Consider the following 17,127-nt stretch of genomic DNA (forward strand, 5'->3'; position numbering starts at 1 on the left):
TGAGGGGAGACGGCTTAAGGTGCAAGAGCTGATTCAGCAAGTGAAGAAGTCGAAAGTCATTGTCATCATTCGCGGCATTGAGCCGTCGCAGGCAGAGCCGCTCTTCGCAGCGCTGGATGCGGGCGGGATCCAATTCGCGGAAGTCACGCTGAATACGCCGAATGCGCTGCATATCATTCATGAGATGCGGGGCAAGTATGACGGGCGTATGACGATCGGCGCAGGGACCGTGCTCAATGCGCGGATGGCGGAGGAGGCGGTGGGGGCCGGCGCGCAGTTTCTCATATCGCCAAATGTGGATCAGGGCATGATTCGATTCGCCGTGGATCGAGACGTGCTGCCGTTGCCTGGAGCGATGACGCCTACGGAAATTGTGCAAGCCGTTCAGTGGGGAGCACCTATGGTAAAGCTGTTCCCGTGCTCAAGCCTGGGTCCGGGCTATGTAAAGGAGCTTCGCGGCCCGCTCGGTCATGTAGATATGATGGCAGTAGGCGGCATCACCAAGGATAATGCGGCTTCCTATCTGGAAGCGGGCGCGGTGGGCGTTGGCGTGGGCGGAAGCCTGGTCTCGCTTCGAGACATTCGGGAAGGCAATTATGCGGCCATTACGGCGTACGCTAAGGAGCTTAATGCTGCTGTCGGAGTCTGACGGTGCGAGGGGTTAAACCATACTTATAGCATGAGAGGGGAAACTTAGGATGAAGATAACGAAGCTGGAATTGTTCAAAGTGCCGCCGAGATGGCTATTTTTGAAAGTGGAGACCGATGAAGGCATTACCGGTTGGGGAGAGCCGGTCGTAGAAGGTAAAGCGGACACCGTTGCGGCTGCTGTCATGGAGATGAGCGAGCATATCATCGGCACCGATCCGATGCGCATCGAGGATCTGTTTCAAGTGCTGTACCGCGGTGGATTCTATCGCGGGGGGCCGATTCTATCCAGCGCGATATCCGGCATCGAGCAGGCGCTCTGGGACATCAAGGGCAAGTTCTACAACGCGCCCGTGTATGATCTGTTAGGCGGCGCGTGCCGCGAGCGGACGCGCGTGTACTCGTGGATCGGCGGCGACCGCCCGAGTGACGTAGGCCAGGCGGCCAAGCAGCAGGTCGCGGCCGGCTTTACCGCGGTGAAGATGAACGCCACCGAGGAAATGCACTACATCGACTCCATCGGCAAAGTCGACGCTGCGATTGCACGCATCGCCGCTGTGCGCGAAGCCGTGGGCAAAGAAGTGGGCATCGGCATCGATTTCCACGGCCGCGTGCATAAGTCCATGGCGAAGATTATCGCCAAGGAGCTGGAGCCGTACCGGCCGATGTTCATCGAGGAGCCTGTACTGCCCGAAAATAATGAAGCGCTTAAAGAGATCGCGCGCTACACCTCTTGTCCGATCGCTACGGGCGAGCGGATGTATACCCGTTGGGGCTTCAAAGAACTGCTCGCCCAAGGGATCGTGGACATTATCCAGCCGGACCTTTCCCACGCGGGAGGCATCCTGGAGACACGTAAAATCGCCGCAATGGCTGAAGCTTACGATATCGCTGTAGCTCCGCATTGTCCATTAGGACCCATTGCGTTGGCAGCCTGCCTGCAGCTAGACACATGCTCCCCGAATGCCTTCATTCAGGAGCAAAGCCTGGGCATTCATTACAATCAAGGCAGCGATCTGCTTGATTACTTGGTGGACCCTTCCGTATTCAAATACGAGGACGGCTTTGTCCGCAACCTCACCGCCCCGGGTCTCGGCATCGAAGTGAACGAAGCGAAGGTCCGCGAGATGGCCGCGATCGGGCATAATTGGAAGAATCCCGTTTGGCGCCAAGCGGACGGCACCGTCGCAGAGTGGTAGGGTGGTATTTCTAAGTTACGCAGGTTAATGAGGCACCTTTCCGCGGAAGACGCGGAGGTCGGCGGCTGTAAAGGCCCTTATGGGCCTTTGGGCGCGTACTTCGCGCCATTTCGCAACTGTAGCGCCCCAAACGGGCGCTACAGCTCGCCTTTCCGCGGAAGACGCGGAGATCGGCGGCTGTAAAGGCCCTTTTTTGGGCCTTTCAGCGCGTACTTCGCGACTTTTCGCATCTGTAGCGCCCCAAAAGGCCGCTACAGCTCGCTTTTCCTCGAAAGGCCTGAACGGCATTTGCCTGGCGGCAAATGAAAGACAACTCAAAAAGCCCCTGTCCCGTTGCATAAAGCAACGAAACAGGGGCTTTTCACCTACTCACGCGGCCTGCAGCCGCGCTTGTTGTTCATCTTCTGCTGCTTGTGTTCGTCAAGGCAGGGAGCATCTTCATGTCCTTAACCATCGCCGAATTACAAATCGGACATACCGGACTTTCATCGAAAGAGAAGTTATCCCTCATCCAGCATGAGCACTGATCGGTACTGCACGTCCAGATGCTTGTTTCTTCTTCTTGGACTGGCTCCAATGTTTTTTTAGAAAAATACAAACGAACGCCTCCTTGTCGAAAGTAGACTTGGGCTCGCAAGCAGCTTGATGCTTATTGCTATGTGGTGAAAGAGCTACAGCCTGACTACATTTTCAGCTTGTGGCCCACGGTTACCTTGAACGATATCGAATTGAACACGCTCGCCTTCATCCAAGCTTTTGAAGCCTTCACCTGTAATAGCGCTGAAATGGACGAATACGTCTTTACCGCCTTCAACCTCGATAAAACCAAACCCTTTTTCAGCATTAAACCACTTGACCGTACCTGTTTCCATGTATACAAAAACCTCCAAAAATAATTTGTGCGCACGCCGCCAAATCGTATCGATCGGGACAGCTTGTTAACGCAGCTTTGATAATATATCCAAAATCCCCAGAGCTTATTCCACTTTTAACTAAAAGTTCACAAAGCCGAATCGTGTCACAGAAAGGGTGGGCGTTTCGTCTTACGAGTATCATAGGGTTGAAAGGGGAAAAAGCTCATGAAACAACGGATGGTAGTTGTAGGCGGGGGATATGCCGGTCTCAATATGGTGAACTCCTTAAAAAAACAGTTTGCAGGCGAGAAAGGCGTTCAAATCACCTTGATCGATAAAGAGGTCTACCACCTCAGGAAGGTGCTGCTTTTCCAAAGAGCGGTAGAGGAAGCGCAGCTAAAAGTGCCGCTTTCCGCGTATTTTGACGATACGGTCGAAGTCATTCAGTCTGAGCTGTCAGCTGTAGATCCGCGACAGAAGCATATCACGATCCGGCACCCGGATGGCCAAAGCGAAGCGCTTTATTATGATCGGCTCATTCTATGCTTGGGCAGCAAGGTCGTGTCGGCAGCACCGGGGCAAGGGGGAATATCCTTGACCGATACGGACAGCGGTGATCGAATACGACTTCGTTTGGAGCAAAATGTTCACGATGCCCGCCTCGCGTCTGATGAGTCGGAGCGTCGACGGCTCTTGTCGGCAGCGGTTGTCGGTGGCGGTATCACCGGCATCGAAACCGCCAGCGAGCTCGTGCACGGGCTGCGCCGGAAGGCAGCAGCGGCGGGGCTCGACCCGGCGCTAGTCACGGTGACGCTGATTAACTCGCAGCCGCGACTGCTGGAGGCGGCTCCGCCGCACGTCAGCCAGCGGCTGGAGAGGGAGCTCGGCGAACTCGGCGTCCATATCATGCACAGCGCAAGGGCTGAAGCATATCGTGAAGCCGAGGGCGTTCTGCTGCTGCACGGCGGCGATAGCCTAACGGCCGGCGCTTGCGTCTGGACGCTGGGCCTGCGTCCGAATCCGCTGGTACAGCAGCTGGGTTTGCCGGTTGTAGGCAACGGCAAGCTGCAAATTGACGCCCGCTATCATGTTAAAGGCAGCGAGGGCATCTATGCCATCGGCGATTGTGCTCATGTGCTGGATCACGTGACGGGTAAACCGGATGGCATGACCTGTAAGGAAGCTATTCCGCAAGCGATGCGGCTGGCCAAGATTCTTAAAGATGAGCTGGCCGGAATCAAAGGCCCTGCGCATGCTTCGTATATCAATCTGTTTTGCATCGGTCTCGGCCCGGATAAAGGTTTCGTCTGGATTCAGAAGTGGGGTATGAATATCATGCTGACCGGCAAACTTGGCCGGTATATCCGCAGGTTAACGTGGGATATAGCCAGCCTGATGAACCGTAAATCAGCGGATCAGCTCCTCGTGAAAGCTGGGCAAAAACAGGCGTAAGCTAGCAGAAAAGACCATTGACGTAATATTGGGAATTGTCTTACAATTTAATCATAGTGCTAGTTTAAAAAGTCCGCTTTCAGCACAAGAGATCGGACTTTTTAAGCAACCTCTGTAAGCGTTTTTTTGAAATGGGGGATGGTGCAATGAATGCGTCGGACATCATGGTTTCCCAAGTGATCAAAGTGTTGGAAGGGGATACAATTCGAACTGTTCTGGAAAAGTTCGTGACGCATCGAATCGGCGGCATGCCCGTGGTCAATCACTGTAACCAAATTAAAGGGTACATCAGTGACGGCGATATTATGCGAGCGGTCGGGTCCCAGACGAAAGTCGTGATCACCTCGCCTTTTTTTGCCTCCACATGGCAGGATACACAGACGATGGAAGACAAGTGTCGGGAAGTCATGACAGCGAACGTAATGGATTTTGCTACGAAGAAGGTTGTTACCGTTAATGAATGTATGCTTGCTGACGAGGTTGCTACGATACTTGGGCGAAGACATTTGAAAAAGGTCGTTGTAGAGAAAAATGGCGGATACTTGGCCGGTATTATTAGCCGCGGGGACATGATGCGTTTCTTAAATGATCAATATTTGCATAAAAGACTTAGCTAACCAGTTTCCTGTGTGAAGTAATGTCACTCGGTTCGGGGGCTCTTCAGGGAAGCTAAATCCTAACTACGAACACAGTATATGCAAATATATTGTGGTTGTCAGTTGGGATTTTTTTGTTCCGTCCACAGAGGGTATAGCACCATGAAAGCTGCAAAGCGTACAACAACAAACAGCAAGTGCGTAGCTGCAGCTGTAGAAATGTTTTTCATCGTAACAGACATGTGGGGAGGTTCCAATCGCGTCTCTAACGATTTTTTTCATCTTTGCAGAAGAGAAGATGGCCGATTGACTAAGACAAAGATAGGATCGTTACCAAAAGTACGGCTTTAGATAAGTGCCTGGCCATCGGCCACCTTTTTCTTATTTCTCGACGATCTAATCAGGGGAGATAACCATGGGCTCGATTTTAATCAAGGAGACCGATATCGGGTCTCTGGAAATCGGCAAAATGGCGAATTTATTCCTGGTTCGCGTGGATGAGATCGATTGCAGTGGCACGCATAAAGATCCGAAGTCGCTGCTTAGCACTATCGGGTTAAAACGTCCTGTCAATTACACCATTGTAAACGGCAGGTCTGTTGTTGAGAATGGCAAGCTGGCCGGGTTAGATGAAAAAGAATTGTTCGTCGAATGCCAGCAGTCTTTCGAACGCTTTATTGCACACACGTAAAAAGCTCGCTCCTCTAAGGTTAAATAAATAACCACTAGAGAGCGAGCTTTTCCTTTCCTCACATCTAAGCAAGCAATGCAATTACAAGCAATTCAAACAACACGAGCGTCATGATTTGGTTGTAAGCCGCAGGTGTGTAAATCGGGCGGTATTGCCCACCGTGATGATGGCCGTGAGAAGACACTTGCAAGTAGATGTGGTGTGCGTCCACGTCAACCAATACGCCTTCATGCGTGTATCCGTCCAGGGTCGTAACGCGGATGGTATAACCGATATGCGGCTTTAACGAGCCCCAAATCTGGTCCCTTTTTTGCTTCAGCATCGGCATCCATGATGGATCCTCTTGATAAATGACGTGATGGTGAGTCGGGTTCGTATACATAGGGTTTGCTCCTTTTTCGCAGCTGCTGCAAGGGGAACAGCAGGGCGTTTGCCTAGTTTTACTACCAGACTATGCAGCCGTCAGAAAAAGGTGCCCGCTTGCGCGAAAGCAAACGGGCTGAAATTTATGGTAAGATCACGCTTCGGTGCTGATGTTGCATTAACGGGAAAATATCCAGTTAATTTTGGACCGGGCGCAAGAAGGAGCCGAATAACTGGAATTCCTACCGTTAATTCTGGCCTTTTTGATTGAGTTTAACGAAATCAGCCGAATTAGCACCATATTTTCCAGTTAAATGCCCAAAATCTAGGGAAATCTCAAGACTAGAGGTATGTTTTCCATGTAATTACCGGCGAACCACGCGTTTCGCTAATCCCGCTTAATGGTAACGACACGCGTATCGTTATCGAACTCAACCTTGCTGCCGAGATTCTCGGCAATGAAGCGAACGGGTACGAAAGTCGAGCTGTTATGAAGCGTAGCCGCGCTTTCCAATTGCGAAGCAGAACCGTTCACGCTGGCATTTTTGTCGTCGAGTGTGAGTACGATCGTTGTTCCCGTTAACGCGTCTTTAATCGTAACTTGCTTCAGGTCGCCGTTCCATTTGACATCAGCGCCAAGCTGCTCGGAGATAAACCGGACCGGAACCATCGTCACTCCATCCGCATTGATGAACGGGTGCGGTGTATCGGAGTCATCGGCGGCGGCTTCCTCGCTCAGTTGAAGCTGAATCTGTCTTTTGGTCACGCGCATATCCTCTTTCAAGAGCTTGTAGAGCGCGGAGCTTTTATCCAATTGGCCAAGCAACGAATAGAGGGAGGAAGGTTTGATGCCGAAGTTCAGTACACCCCCGGAAACGTCGATGAGATCCGCCTTAACAGGTTTATTGATGTTCCATATTTCATTGGTGAGAGTTAATTTAAGGGCGGAAACTCCGTTATCTGATTTAGCAACCGGCATGTAAAGCTCGAGGTTTTCTTTGCGCAGCTGCTTATCCGCATCAATGAAATAATCAGCCTTCAGTGTTGTTTTACTATTTATCAAGGCTTGCAGCTGAGGACTTGCGGCAGAAGCTTGCGCTTGTGCGCCTTGATCCAAACTTGCTGAAACTTGCTCCAATGCTTGGTGAACCGTAGAAAAGATGAATTTGACGGCCAACGGTTTGTTTTTCAAGAGCGAAGTGAACACGGATGCTTCCCCGTCTGTCTGAGCGTTAATGACAGGGAGGAGCGCATCATATAACTGGTCAATCAACTCTTTTAGCCCGGCTTCATCGGCAAGTATGCTTCCCAAAAGCGATTTGAGCAGGCTGGCCAATTCGGTGCCATCCAGTTCGACATGGGCCTTTTGCAAAGCGAGAGTCTCGCCGTTTACTTGTTCGGATACGCTTGTAACGGTGATGTTTTTGGGATTGGCGGCATTTTTTAAAAGGAATTTCACCAAAGCGGGCTGCACGGAATTAATGACATGACCGAATTCATTTTGTATGCTTTCAGGCAGCAGGGATACGGCACCTACAGCGCGGCTTACTGTTTCCGTCACCGGATCGTATACGATGGGTTTTGGAGCACCGTCGATTTTTATGATGAGTTTGGTGCCATCGACGTTCAATTTGAAGGGAATGGAGCCTTTGCTATATGTAAGAGCGCCGTCAGCAGAAAAATGCTGTGCGTCTTCCATGTTCGCGTTGTTAATTGCGATCTTCACACTGCTCATCGTGTCAATAAACGTTTTCTCGTCGGCAGTTAATGAGCTTGTATCCTTAGGGATGAGTTCTAGTTGCAGCGTTCCTTTGGAGGCCGCCGAGGTGATGCTTGCATGGTTCTGGATCGCTTGGGCAATGTCCAAGCCTTGAACAGCTTGGCAGCCCGTCAAGGCCAAGAGGAGGACAACCAATGCGGTGGAGATCCACCAGGTCAATCTTTTTTTCTGCATGTTCGAATCTACTCCTTAAATGTTAATAGAATGAGAAAGCGCACTGAAAGATTATACGCACATAGCCAGAGAACGATTCTCTGATTGCTTGATACAAATTGTATCACAGAGGATTCGAATTGGCACTATGCTCAAAACGATTTCTATGTGGGTTCTAAATTGTAGAGAGAATCATAATTTTAGTTAAACGATTAAACTGATAAATGAATTTTATCTCAAAAAGATAGCGTTATCATCTTGTAAAAAGTGATATTAGCCCTTATAATCTAGTTAAACGTATAACTAACCGAGGTATAACACATGAAAAAACCAACAATTAAAGATGTGGCCAAAGCCGCAGGCGTCTCCACGGCAGCTGTCTCTTATGCGCTGAATGGCCGAACCGACAAGGTGTCGGGTGATACGATCGAACGCATCAAGCAGATCATTGAAAACATAAATTACATTCCGGATTTCTCGGCCAGAAGCCTCGTCAAAAACCAATCGAAACTCATTGGCATCGTGATTCCGCAGACCGAATCGCATAAGCAGCTTATTCTTGAAAACCCTTTCTACAGCGAAATCATCAGCGGCATTGAGGGAAAGCTGCGCGAGCATGGTTACCATCTGCTGCTTTCCGGCGTTAACCAAGGTGAGAGCTATCTGGATTTATCGGTTCAGCGCAACCTGGACGGCGCGATCATGATGGGGATTTACCCGGAGCAGTTTTATGACGGCTTCAAAAAGATCAATATCCCTATCGTACTCATCGACAGCTACATCAATGACAGTTATTTCAAGCGTATTGGCATCGACGATGAATATGGGGGCTACCTGGCGACAAAATATTTGATCGACAAAGGGCATTCCAATATTGGTCTGATTACCGGAGCGATTCGCAGGGACGGCGTCGTTGAGAAACGGTTTCTCGGCTACAAGCGGGCGATCCGCGAAGCGAACTTTTTTTACAATCCGGACTATGTGTTTGAGGAATCGATGAGCTACGAACATGGTATGGCGGCAGGCAAACTGATCGCTGACAAATTCCCCGAGATCACTGCGGTGTTCGCAACGGGCGATATGGTTGCATTTGGCGCGATTCGAAGCTTTATGGACAGGGGTAAAAGAGTGCCTGAAGATATTTCAGTCATCGGATTCGACGACATTTCCATGTCCAAAATGTTCATCCCTCCGTTAACCACGATTCGTCAAAGCATTACCGAAAAGGGCGCCATCGCTGCCGAACATCTCATCAACATGATTCAAGGCGGCGGAGAACAGGAAGCGAATGAGATTATGCTGCCGCTTACGATTATGGAGAGAGCAACAGTTAAGACCAAGGATTAACCTTCAGGCAGAAAAGGAGAACGACATGGTCGGACAAAAGAGACTATCGAGAATTGCCGTCATTATTGGATTCTTATTCCCTAGCTTAGCGGGTCTGCTTCTATTCCAGCTCATCCCGATGCTGTCATCGGCTGCGATCAGCTTCACGGACTGGGATCTGCTGACCCCGGCGAAGTTCGTTGGGCTGAACAATTACAGCGAAGCTTTAAGTGACGAGAAAACGCTTACTTCTTTGCTAAACATTCTTCAGTTCATCGTAGGTTATATTCCCTCCGTGCTGGCATTCGGCTTGTTGTTTGCCGTGCTGTTGAATCGGAAGCTGAGAGGCGTCAAGCTGTATAGGATTTTCATCTTTGTGCCAGTCATCACCTCATGGGTAGCCGTATCGATCGTATGGAGATGGCTGCTCAATGGGCAGAACGGACTCATTAATTATTTGTTATCGCTAATCGGCATTGAAGGTCCGGTATGGCTGCAGGATTTCGTATGGGCGATGCCATCCATTATCGCGGTGAGCGTTTGGAAGGATATCGGGTATGTAACCGTCATTTTGCTTGCAGGCTTGCAGGACATATCCGACGACTACTATGAAGCGGCAACGATCGATGGGGCTGGCGGGTTTCAGCAGTTTTTCCGCGTAACGCTTCCGCTGCTCACGCCGAGCATCTTCTTTGTACTTGTCATATCACTGATTAATGGCTTCCAATTGTTCGATCAGGTGCTGGTTATGACGAACGGCGGTCCGGCCGGCCGAACGAGTACGCTGGTTCAACAAATTTATGGAAATGCTTTTCAGAGCTATAAAATGGGCTTTGCATCCGCACAGTCATGGATCTTATTCGTTATTATTTTTGTGGTGACGATTGTTCAACAACAGCTGCAGAAAAGGTGGGTGACGTATGACAGATAAATACACCGTGTACCGCAACCTGCTGTCGCACATCATTTTGCTGGTCGCTGCTGTGGTACTTATGTTTCCTTTCGTCTGGATGCTGTCGGGTTCTTTCAAGGATAGTTTAGAGGTCGTAAGGATGCCTCCGAACCTGATTCCAGACACGTTCAAATTCAGTAATTATGTCGAGATCACGAAGTATTTTCCGATCTACCGGTTCTTGGGCAATAGCGTGGGTGTAGCAGTGGTTACGACAGTGGCACAGATCGTTGTATGTGCGATGGCAGCCTTTGTTTTTGCCAAAATTCCTTTTCGAGGCAGAGAGACGCTGTTTGTCCTCTACTTGATTACGATGATGATTCCGATGCAGGTGACGATGACGCCGCTTTTTATCGTATTCCAGAAGCTGCACCTGACCAATACTTATCTGGGACTTATCTTGCCCGGCATCTTCAGCGCCTACGGCACGTTCCTGCTGCGGCAGCACATCATGACGATCCCGGACCCGCTGATTGAGGCGGCGCGAATGGATGGAGCTTCTTATGTTCGAGTGTTTATGAGCATTATTCTCCCGCTTAGCAAACCGGCGATTGCGACGTTGGCGATCTTTGCCTTTATGGCCTCGTGGAACAATTTCTTGTGGCCGTTGATCATCACGAGCGACAAGGATCTAATGACGCTTCCGATAGGATTAAGCAAGCTGCAAGGGAGATGGGCGACAGAGTGGAACATTTTGATGGCGGGTAATGTGATCAGCTTTATTCCGATTTTTGTCGTGTTCTTGTTTGCTTCGAGGTACTTCATTAAGGGAATGACGATGAGCGGTGTGAAAGGTTAACTTGAAAGGGGTGATGGAGAAGCTTTAGGGCGGGCAAGGCATGCTGGGCACAGGGGATTCGAAAATCCGGATATTCCAAGAAAATCCATGAGAAGAGAGGGTTACACATGGTTACAAAGAGATCAGGTTGGGTCGTGGCGTTAGGCGTAGTTGTTTCTATAGCGGCAACAGGATGCGGTTCAAGTGCAAAGCCCGAGGCGACATCGACGGCGGCTCCGAAGCAGGAACCGACTGCGGCGGCAACGGCACAAGCGGAGACGAAGAAAGATCCGGTTACATTGAAGTTCATGCAGTATACCGCAAGCGGCTCCCAAGAGCAAACGCTCGGCGATATGGTCAAGGCGTTCGAAGCGGCGAATCCTGGCGTGTTGGTCAAGGTGGATATCGTCGACTATAACAACTACTACACGAAGCTCAATACGCAGCTTGCATCGGGGGATGCACCTGACGTATTCGAGGTCGGGTACGAAAACTTCGTCTCTTATGCCGCTAAAAACACACTAAAAGACTTGACGCCGATCATTGCGAAGGACACGACGTTCAAGCCGGAAATCTACAAAGGACTCGCCTATGACTCTTTCAAGTATAACAGTAAACAATACGGGGTTGTAGAGTCATTTTCAGACGTAGTTCTTTTCTATAATAAGGACCTATTTGACAAAAAGCAAGTCGGCTATCCGAAGGCCGATTGGACTTGGAAAGAGGAGCTGGATGCGGCTCAAAAGCTAACGGATGCCAAAAGCGGTGTCTGGGGGACTTACTCGCCAATCCAATTCTATGAGTTCTATAAAACGATCGCTCAAAACGGCGGCGGCATTTGGAGCGCTGACGGCAAGCCTACCGTGAATAGCAAAGAAAATATTGAAGCCTTGAACTGGATGTTGGATAAAGCCAGAAAGTATAAAGTATCGCCAGCGCTGAACGATGATACGTTCAACCAACCTGATGCCGACCTGAATGCGTTCAAAGCGGGTAAAATCGCGATGCTCCGCGCCGGTATCTGGAACTTCGGCCGCTTCGCCGATGCCCCGTTCAAATGGGACATTGCGTTAGAGCCGGGCAACACGAAAAAAGCGCATCATTTCTTTGCTGACGGCCTCGTCGTATCGGATAAAACGAAAAATGCGGAAGCGGCGTGGAAGTTTATCAAATTCATGTCCTCCGACCCGTCTGTAGTCAGCAAGCGGATTGAAAAAGGCTGGAGCGTTCCGGCTGTATCCGATGAAAAAGTCATGGAAGCTTACTTCAAACAAACGCCTCCGGAGTCGAAGAAAATCGTGCTCGAGGCATTGAACACACTCGTACTTACGCCGGTTGGCCCGATTCCGGACAAATGGAACGACTTGACGAAAGCGATCGGCGACGAGCTGGATAAAGCGAAGCTGAAGCAAGATTATACAGCGGAAAAAGCACTCAATGAAGCGCAGGCTAAAATTGAGAAGCTGGTGAGTAAATAAAGGGCGGAATTCGAGCGGATGTGCGGCGGTGATCGGACTGAAAACCGAAATACAGGCAAGTGAATAGCGAGCAGGCGTAAAGTCGGCACAAGGAAAGGGCATTGTTGAGGCACTGCCCTTTTTCTTGTCCGAATGATCGCGTGATGAAGCTGGGGCAAGCGAGGCGAGGGTTAACACTGATTTTCCGTGTTAACTTGGTCGGTGAGCCTGGAAAAGGATAGTTAACGCTGAAAAACAAGCTTAACTTGATTGGAACAAGGCTGAAGCAGGGTTGATCACGGGTTTAACACTGATTTTCCGCGTTAGCTCGGTAGATGTGCCACCAGTTGGATGGTTAACGCTGAAAAACGAGCTTAATTATTAATGGGATGAATATTTTTATACGAGATTGAATTTGGATGGAGCAGGGAGGATTTATGGTGAATACGCAAGGTGTTCGAGATTCGCATGTAGATTATGAGATTGAAGGATTATCGGGTGAAGTGACCATCAGGGGGCAGAGGGCGAATCTGCGGGATATGGCATTTCTGTGTTACGCGCTTGTACAACGGGGCGATGCGGAGCGGGCTTTGGCGTTGCTTCGTCATTTAATCGGTTGTTTCGGAAAAGGGCAGGGTGATCTTACCGATGCTGCGCTGGCGTTATGGGCCGCCGGCGAGTATATCAAGGCAACCGGCGATCACGACTTTCGAGATGAGAGAAAGGTGTTCATTGAAGGAACGGTACACCTGATTGCTTCGAATTGGCAGAAGCCGCAACCTCACTGGCTGCAGGGCGATAGCCATGGTATTTATCTCAGTCATCTGGCTATGTATTACGCAGGCATTCAGTCAAATGCGCAGCATGGTGAATTGGGCGAGAAGTTGTTGAAATCGATCCGTGAGCTTGTTTTTGCAAAATTTATCAAAGACGGCCGGGTTGTCAGCGCGCTCGGAGACACGGCGATTCATGGCGATATTATTGCAGCGGCTATTCCGTTTGGTATGCTTGGTATCGAGGACCGCATACTTATCGAGGCTTTGTATAAGCTTGAAGAAATGCTTGTTGGCAAAGGTGTCAGACTCTCGACGGCTGATACTTACTACGGCGGTTGTGAACGACCTGATTTAACCTGCCTGTTGGCGCTGTACTATGCCAAAAAGGGAGACACAGCGAGGGCGAAAGAACTGCTCACGCATGTGGAAGCGTTATTGAAGGAGCACGAAGTTCTGTATGAGGTGGATGCGGATACGGCGAAGGAGCCGTTGATGTTAGCGTACTGGCGGGAGCGAGTGCTGGGGCAAGGAAAAGATGGAGGACAAGGACAGGAGCAAGTACAGGGACGAAGACAGGTACAAGTACAGGGAAAGGACGATGGACAAGGACAGACACTAGGGCAGGTAAAGGGACAAGGACAAGATGAAAGGCAGGACCTGCCGTCCGCCAGCGCATTAGGCGCGGTGCTGCTGGAGCTGGCGCAGGCTGCGCTTGCGGCCGGGGGCACAAGCGTCGCGAGCTCGAACGGCGTCGCGCTCGTGCACATGCCCACGGGTTACGACGATCCGTACGTAACCCTGCCGTACGAGCGGTTCCCCCGCCACCCCGAAGCGGGGGATGCGGTGCTCGTGCGACTGCTGACTCAGCCTTTTCAGGCGAGTCAGGTCGTCACGGTGCAGGCCGCCGTCAATGGCATGCCGGCGGGGCAGCCCGTGTCAGCCGCCGTGAAAGTCACGGCCGACGGCGAAAAAGTCTGGGAAGCGCAGCTGGGCCCCTACCTCGCCGGAGACGAGGTCAGCTATGCCTTCGCGCTTCAGAGCGGGAGCAAGTCGGTGGCTTCGCCGACTTACCGCTTTAAAGTCCGGTCATGGACGGCGCTGGAGCGCGTCCATGCGATGTACGCGACGACGGACGGCTTCGTCGTCGAACTAAACGGTGCGGATGCATCCCGCACCGTATCCATGGCCTTCCGCGCCGACGCCAGCGGCGCGGTAAAGCTGACGTTCGCCGCAGCGGGCGAACGGATTCAATCGGCGCCGGCGCAGCAGGCGGCGCTGCCGGTGGGACGCGCACGGCTGGAAGCCGGCGTGCGCGAAGGCAAGCTCGCGCTCTCCCTGCGCAGCGCGGAGGGCGTGCTTGTCGAGGGCTTCGCTGCCGAAGGGAAGCCGCTGATCGAAGCGTTAACGGATGGCTCGGGTATGATCCATAAGCTTCGTCTGAACTTAAAAGCGAAGCCGGAGCATCGCTGGTTCGGCATGGGGGAACGCTTTTCCCATTATGAATACTCGGGTCAGGAAGTGGATCAATATGTGTACAACCAATACCGGGATCAAGGGCTCAAGACGTATATGCCGGTTCCTTTTGCCATCAGCTCGGGCGGATATTCGATTTTTGTGGACACGGCTTTATACTCCACATTCCGTTTTCATACACGGTTATCCGATCTCGTTGAAATAGAAGCGGATCTTTCGCCGTCCACACAACAACTGACCGCGTATTTGTTCGCAGGCGAGCCGCTGGAGATGATCGGGCAATTCACGGATATTTCGGGTAAGCCCGTGCTTCCGCCGAAGTGGGCGTTCGGTCCCTGGATGTCAAGCAATAACTGGGACTCGCAGGCTGAGGTTAAGAAACAAGCGGAGCTTACGGCCAAGTATCAAATTCCTTCTACCGTCCTTGTCATCGAGCAGTGGAGCGACGAGGCGACGTTTTATATTTTCAACGATGCTCAATATGAGGTTAAAGACGGCGGTCAGTCGTTCCGTTACGACGACTTTCAATTTCCGGAGTGGGGCCGCTGGCCGAATCCGAAGTCGATGGTGGAAGAACTGCACGATCAGGGATTGAAGGTGCTGTTATGGCAAATTCCGATTCATAAATTTATGTACGGCGTCGCTCACGGGCAGCGCGATCAGGACGAGGCGACATTGCTTGAGAATGGCTATTGTGTAAAAACAGCGGATGGCGAGCCCTATACGCTCCCGTATAACTGGTTCAAAGACTGTCATATTATTGACTTTACGCATCCGGAAGCCAAAAAGTGGTGGTTCGCTAAGCGCCAATATCTTGTCGATGAGATCAAGGTAGACGGCTTCAAAACGGATGGGGGCGAGTTCGTCTTCGGTCACGATCTGCAGTTTCATGATGGCTCTACAGGGCGTGAAATGCGTAATTTGTACCCGAATTTATACGTGGGCAGTTACTACGATTTTGTCCAGCAGCATGCCACGGATGGCGGCATTACATTTAGCCGTGCTGGTTATACGGGAGCTCAGAAGTACCCGCTGCATTGGGCGGGCGACGAGCGCTCGACGTTCCAGGCGTTTCGTTCCTCGATGATTGCCGGGCTGTCCAGCAGCATGTCGGGGATTCCGTTCTGGGGCTGGGATTTGGGCGGTTTTCATGGCGACATTCCATCAGCGGAGCTGTTCGTGAGATCGGCGCAAATGGCGGCATTTTGCCCCGTGATGCAGTATCATGCCGAGACCAAAGGTGAGTTTAATCAGGATCGGACGCCGTGGAACATTGCGGAGCGTACGGGGCAACCAGCGGTCATTGAGTTATACAAAAAATACGCTGATATCCGGATGAATCTCCTGCCGTACATTTACGATCAAGCGATTCGTGCGAGCCGGACAGGGCTGCCGATGATGCGCGCCATGTCGCTGCAGTATCCAGCTGATCCGCATTGTACTGAAATCATAAGCGAGTACATGTTCGGTGAAAGCTTGCTGGTCGCGCCTGTGACGGAAGAAGGTCACGGTGCGAAAGAGGTATATTTTCCAGAGGGAGAATGGCTCTCGTTATTCGGTCACGACACCGTGCAAGGTCCTCGCTTGATGAAAGTCGCTGCGGGCCTCGACCATATCCCTGTTTATGTGAAACAGAATAGCATCGTGGCGCTCAATCTGGCTGAGGATTACACGCTAGGCGGACATGTAGGCAATCGGGTGGATGGATATGAGCAATTATGCTTCAAAATGTATGTCAAAACGGAGCTGCAGGCGGAATTTGAGGACGATTTGGGTAATCATGTGAAGATTTCAGCCAAAAGAGAGGATGAAATTCTCCATTTGTATTGGTCTGGCAGGCTGCAGCAGAACATAACTTTCATCGTGCACCAAACAGGGTCCGTATCTACCGTCTCATCCGAGCGTGCGGAATGGGTGCATGTAGCTGATGTAGGCCAACTGCAGCCTGGCTCTTATGCACAAAGGAATAGCGATTTGTTCATTACGATTCAAGAGCAGGCGGGAAGCTTGGTGATTGCGGGGTGATTTTGTTTGGTTTCCCGCATTGTGGCATATGGACGGAGTCCTACATGGCTTGGAGCCAAAGACTCCCCTCTCTATTTAGGTTTCAATGCATTGATCTAAGAGGAGAAGGGTTGTCCATGCGGGAGGTATCTTCTGCGATGTGGGATCAGGCGGTGATAGCGGCTTGTGAGTATGTAAAAAGGCATATGCAGCCCGGTGAGACTTTCGCTTTTATAGGTCATTGCTGGGGCAGCTTACTGGCTTTCGAGGTGAGCCACCGATTGAAAGCGGATGGTATGGAGGGGCCGGCGCATTTATTTTTGTCCGGATGCAGCGCTCCTCATTTGCTCCGCCCCCGCGCCCAGTTTGTGAAGAACTGCCATCCTGTAATGGAGTATCGGTTGCCATCATGCCGGGAACCGCTTCATGCCAGATTCAGTGTTTTTGCCGGGCGGCAGGATGAGGTTGCCCTTGCTGATCAGCTTGCGGAATGGAGCCGATACACGACTCGCATCTGCGATGTTCATGTTTACGATGGCGAACATGATTATTGGCGGCAAGATTCCATTAGGTGGTTCCAACTTGTGCAAACCATTGTGGAAAGAGAATATATGTGTTGAAATAC

Annotated in this window: 15 protein-coding genes; 11 read left to right on the forward strand and 4 right to left on the reverse strand. The window is 51.0% G+C overall.

The window, feature by feature from the left end:
* Positions 1 to 19 precede the first annotated feature (19 nt).
* A complete protein-coding gene (locus tag ACFQZT_RS10615) occupies positions 20 to 649 on the forward strand; it encodes a bifunctional 4-hydroxy-2-oxoglutarate aldolase/2-dehydro-3-deoxy-phosphogluconate aldolase (protein WP_379299421.1) in 630 nt (209 codons plus the stop codon).
* Between the two features lie 49 nt (positions 650 to 698).
* A complete protein-coding gene (gene dgoD / locus ACFQZT_RS10620; RefSeq protein ID WP_379299423.1) occupies positions 699 to 1,847 on the forward strand; it encodes a galactonate dehydratase in 1,149 nt (382 codons plus the stop codon).
* Between the two features lie 397 nt (positions 1,848 to 2,244).
* On the opposite strand, the gene ACFQZT_RS10625 is transcribed toward dgoD, so the two are convergent.
* Together ACFQZT_RS10625 and ACFQZT_RS10630 are read right to left on the reverse strand one after the other, a co-directional pair.
* Positions 2,245 to 2,445 (reverse strand): cold-shock protein, encoded by a 201-nt coding sequence (locus ACFQZT_RS10625; RefSeq protein WP_379299425.1) that lies wholly within the window; start codon positions 2,443 to 2,445, stop codon positions 2,245 to 2,247.
* A 73-nt stretch (positions 2,446 to 2,518) separates the two neighbouring features.
* Positions 2,519 to 2,719, reverse strand: coding sequence for a cold-shock protein (locus tag ACFQZT_RS10630; protein WP_379299427.1), 201 nt, complete (start codon positions 2,717 to 2,719; stop codon positions 2,519 to 2,521).
* Between the two features lie 207 nt (positions 2,720 to 2,926).
* On the opposite strand from ACFQZT_RS10630, the gene ACFQZT_RS10635 reads away from it, so the two are divergent.
* The 3 genes from ACFQZT_RS10635 (at position 2,927) to ACFQZT_RS10645 (ending at position 5,440) form a co-directional block, all read left to right on the forward strand.
* Positions 2,927 to 4,153 (forward strand): NAD(P)/FAD-dependent oxidoreductase, encoded by a 1,227-nt coding sequence (locus ACFQZT_RS10635; RefSeq protein ID WP_379299429.1) that lies wholly within the window; start codon positions 2,927 to 2,929, stop codon positions 4,151 to 4,153.
* 146 nt (positions 4,154 to 4,299) lie between these two features.
* The gene (locus ACFQZT_RS10640; RefSeq protein ID WP_379299431.1) at positions 4,300 to 4,770 is read left to right on the forward strand and encodes a CBS domain-containing protein; all 471 of its coding nucleotides are present in this window, start codon (positions 4,300 to 4,302) and stop codon (positions 4,768 to 4,770) included.
* A gap of 394 nt (positions 4,771 to 5,164) precedes the next feature.
* On the forward strand, positions 5,165 to 5,440 hold the full coding sequence (locus ACFQZT_RS10645; protein ID WP_379299433.1) for a hypothetical protein: 276 nt from the start codon (positions 5,165 to 5,167) through the stop codon (positions 5,438 to 5,440).
* 64 nt (positions 5,441 to 5,504) lie between these two features.
* Here ACFQZT_RS10645 and ACFQZT_RS10650 read toward each other — a convergent pair whose 3' ends face one another.
* The gene (locus tag ACFQZT_RS10650; protein WP_379299435.1) at positions 5,505 to 5,822 is read right to left on the reverse strand and encodes an LSm family protein; all 318 of its coding nucleotides are present in this window, start codon (positions 5,820 to 5,822) and stop codon (positions 5,505 to 5,507) included.
* A gap of 369 nt (positions 5,823 to 6,191) precedes the next feature.
* Entirely contained in the window at positions 6,192 to 7,757 is a 1,566-nt protein-coding gene (locus tag ACFQZT_RS10655; protein ID WP_379299437.1) for a copper amine oxidase N-terminal domain-containing protein, read from the reverse strand.
* 300 nt (positions 7,758 to 8,057) lie between these two features.
* Between ACFQZT_RS10655 and ACFQZT_RS10660 the strand changes: the two genes are divergently transcribed.
* The 6 genes from ACFQZT_RS10660 to ACFQZT_RS10685 all read left to right on the forward strand — a co-directional run bounded on the left by ACFQZT_RS10660 (position 8,058) and on the right by ACFQZT_RS10685 (position 17,122).
* On the forward strand, positions 8,058 to 9,083 hold the full coding sequence (locus tag ACFQZT_RS10660) for a LacI family DNA-binding transcriptional regulator (RefSeq protein WP_379299439.1): 1,026 nt from the start codon (positions 8,058 to 8,060) through the stop codon (positions 9,081 to 9,083).
* A gap of 25 nt (positions 9,084 to 9,108) precedes the next feature.
* Positions 9,109 to 9,993, forward strand: coding sequence for a carbohydrate ABC transporter permease (locus ACFQZT_RS10665; protein ID WP_379299441.1), 885 nt, complete (start codon positions 9,109 to 9,111; stop codon positions 9,991 to 9,993).
* Complete coding sequence (locus tag ACFQZT_RS10670) at positions 9,983 to 10,813, forward strand: carbohydrate ABC transporter permease (RefSeq protein WP_379299444.1); 831 nt, start codon at positions 9,983 to 9,985, stop codon at positions 10,811 to 10,813. Before ACFQZT_RS10665 ends, ACFQZT_RS10670 begins: the two co-directional genes overlap by 11 nt.
* Positions 10,814 to 10,920: 107 nt before the next feature.
* Positions 10,921 to 12,270, forward strand: a complete 1,350-nt coding sequence (locus ACFQZT_RS10675; RefSeq protein ID WP_379299446.1) for an ABC transporter substrate-binding protein — start codon at positions 10,921 to 10,923, stop codon at positions 12,268 to 12,270.
* Positions 12,271 to 12,686: 416 nt separating this feature from the next.
* Positions 12,687 to 16,523 (forward strand): glycoside hydrolase family 31 protein, encoded by a 3,837-nt coding sequence (locus tag ACFQZT_RS10680; protein ID WP_379299448.1) that lies wholly within the window; start codon positions 12,687 to 12,689, stop codon positions 16,521 to 16,523.
* Entirely contained in the window at positions 16,520 to 17,122 is a 603-nt protein-coding gene (locus ACFQZT_RS10685) for a thioesterase II family protein (RefSeq protein WP_379299450.1), read from the forward strand. The genes ACFQZT_RS10680 and ACFQZT_RS10685 overlap by 4 nt, the downstream gene beginning before the upstream one ends.
* Positions 17,123 to 17,127: the final 5 nt, after the last annotated feature.

It is taken from the genome of Paenibacillus sp. GCM10027628, from assembly GCF_042676385.1.
GTDB lineage: Bacteria > Bacillota > Bacilli > Paenibacillales > NBRC-103111 > Paenibacillus_E.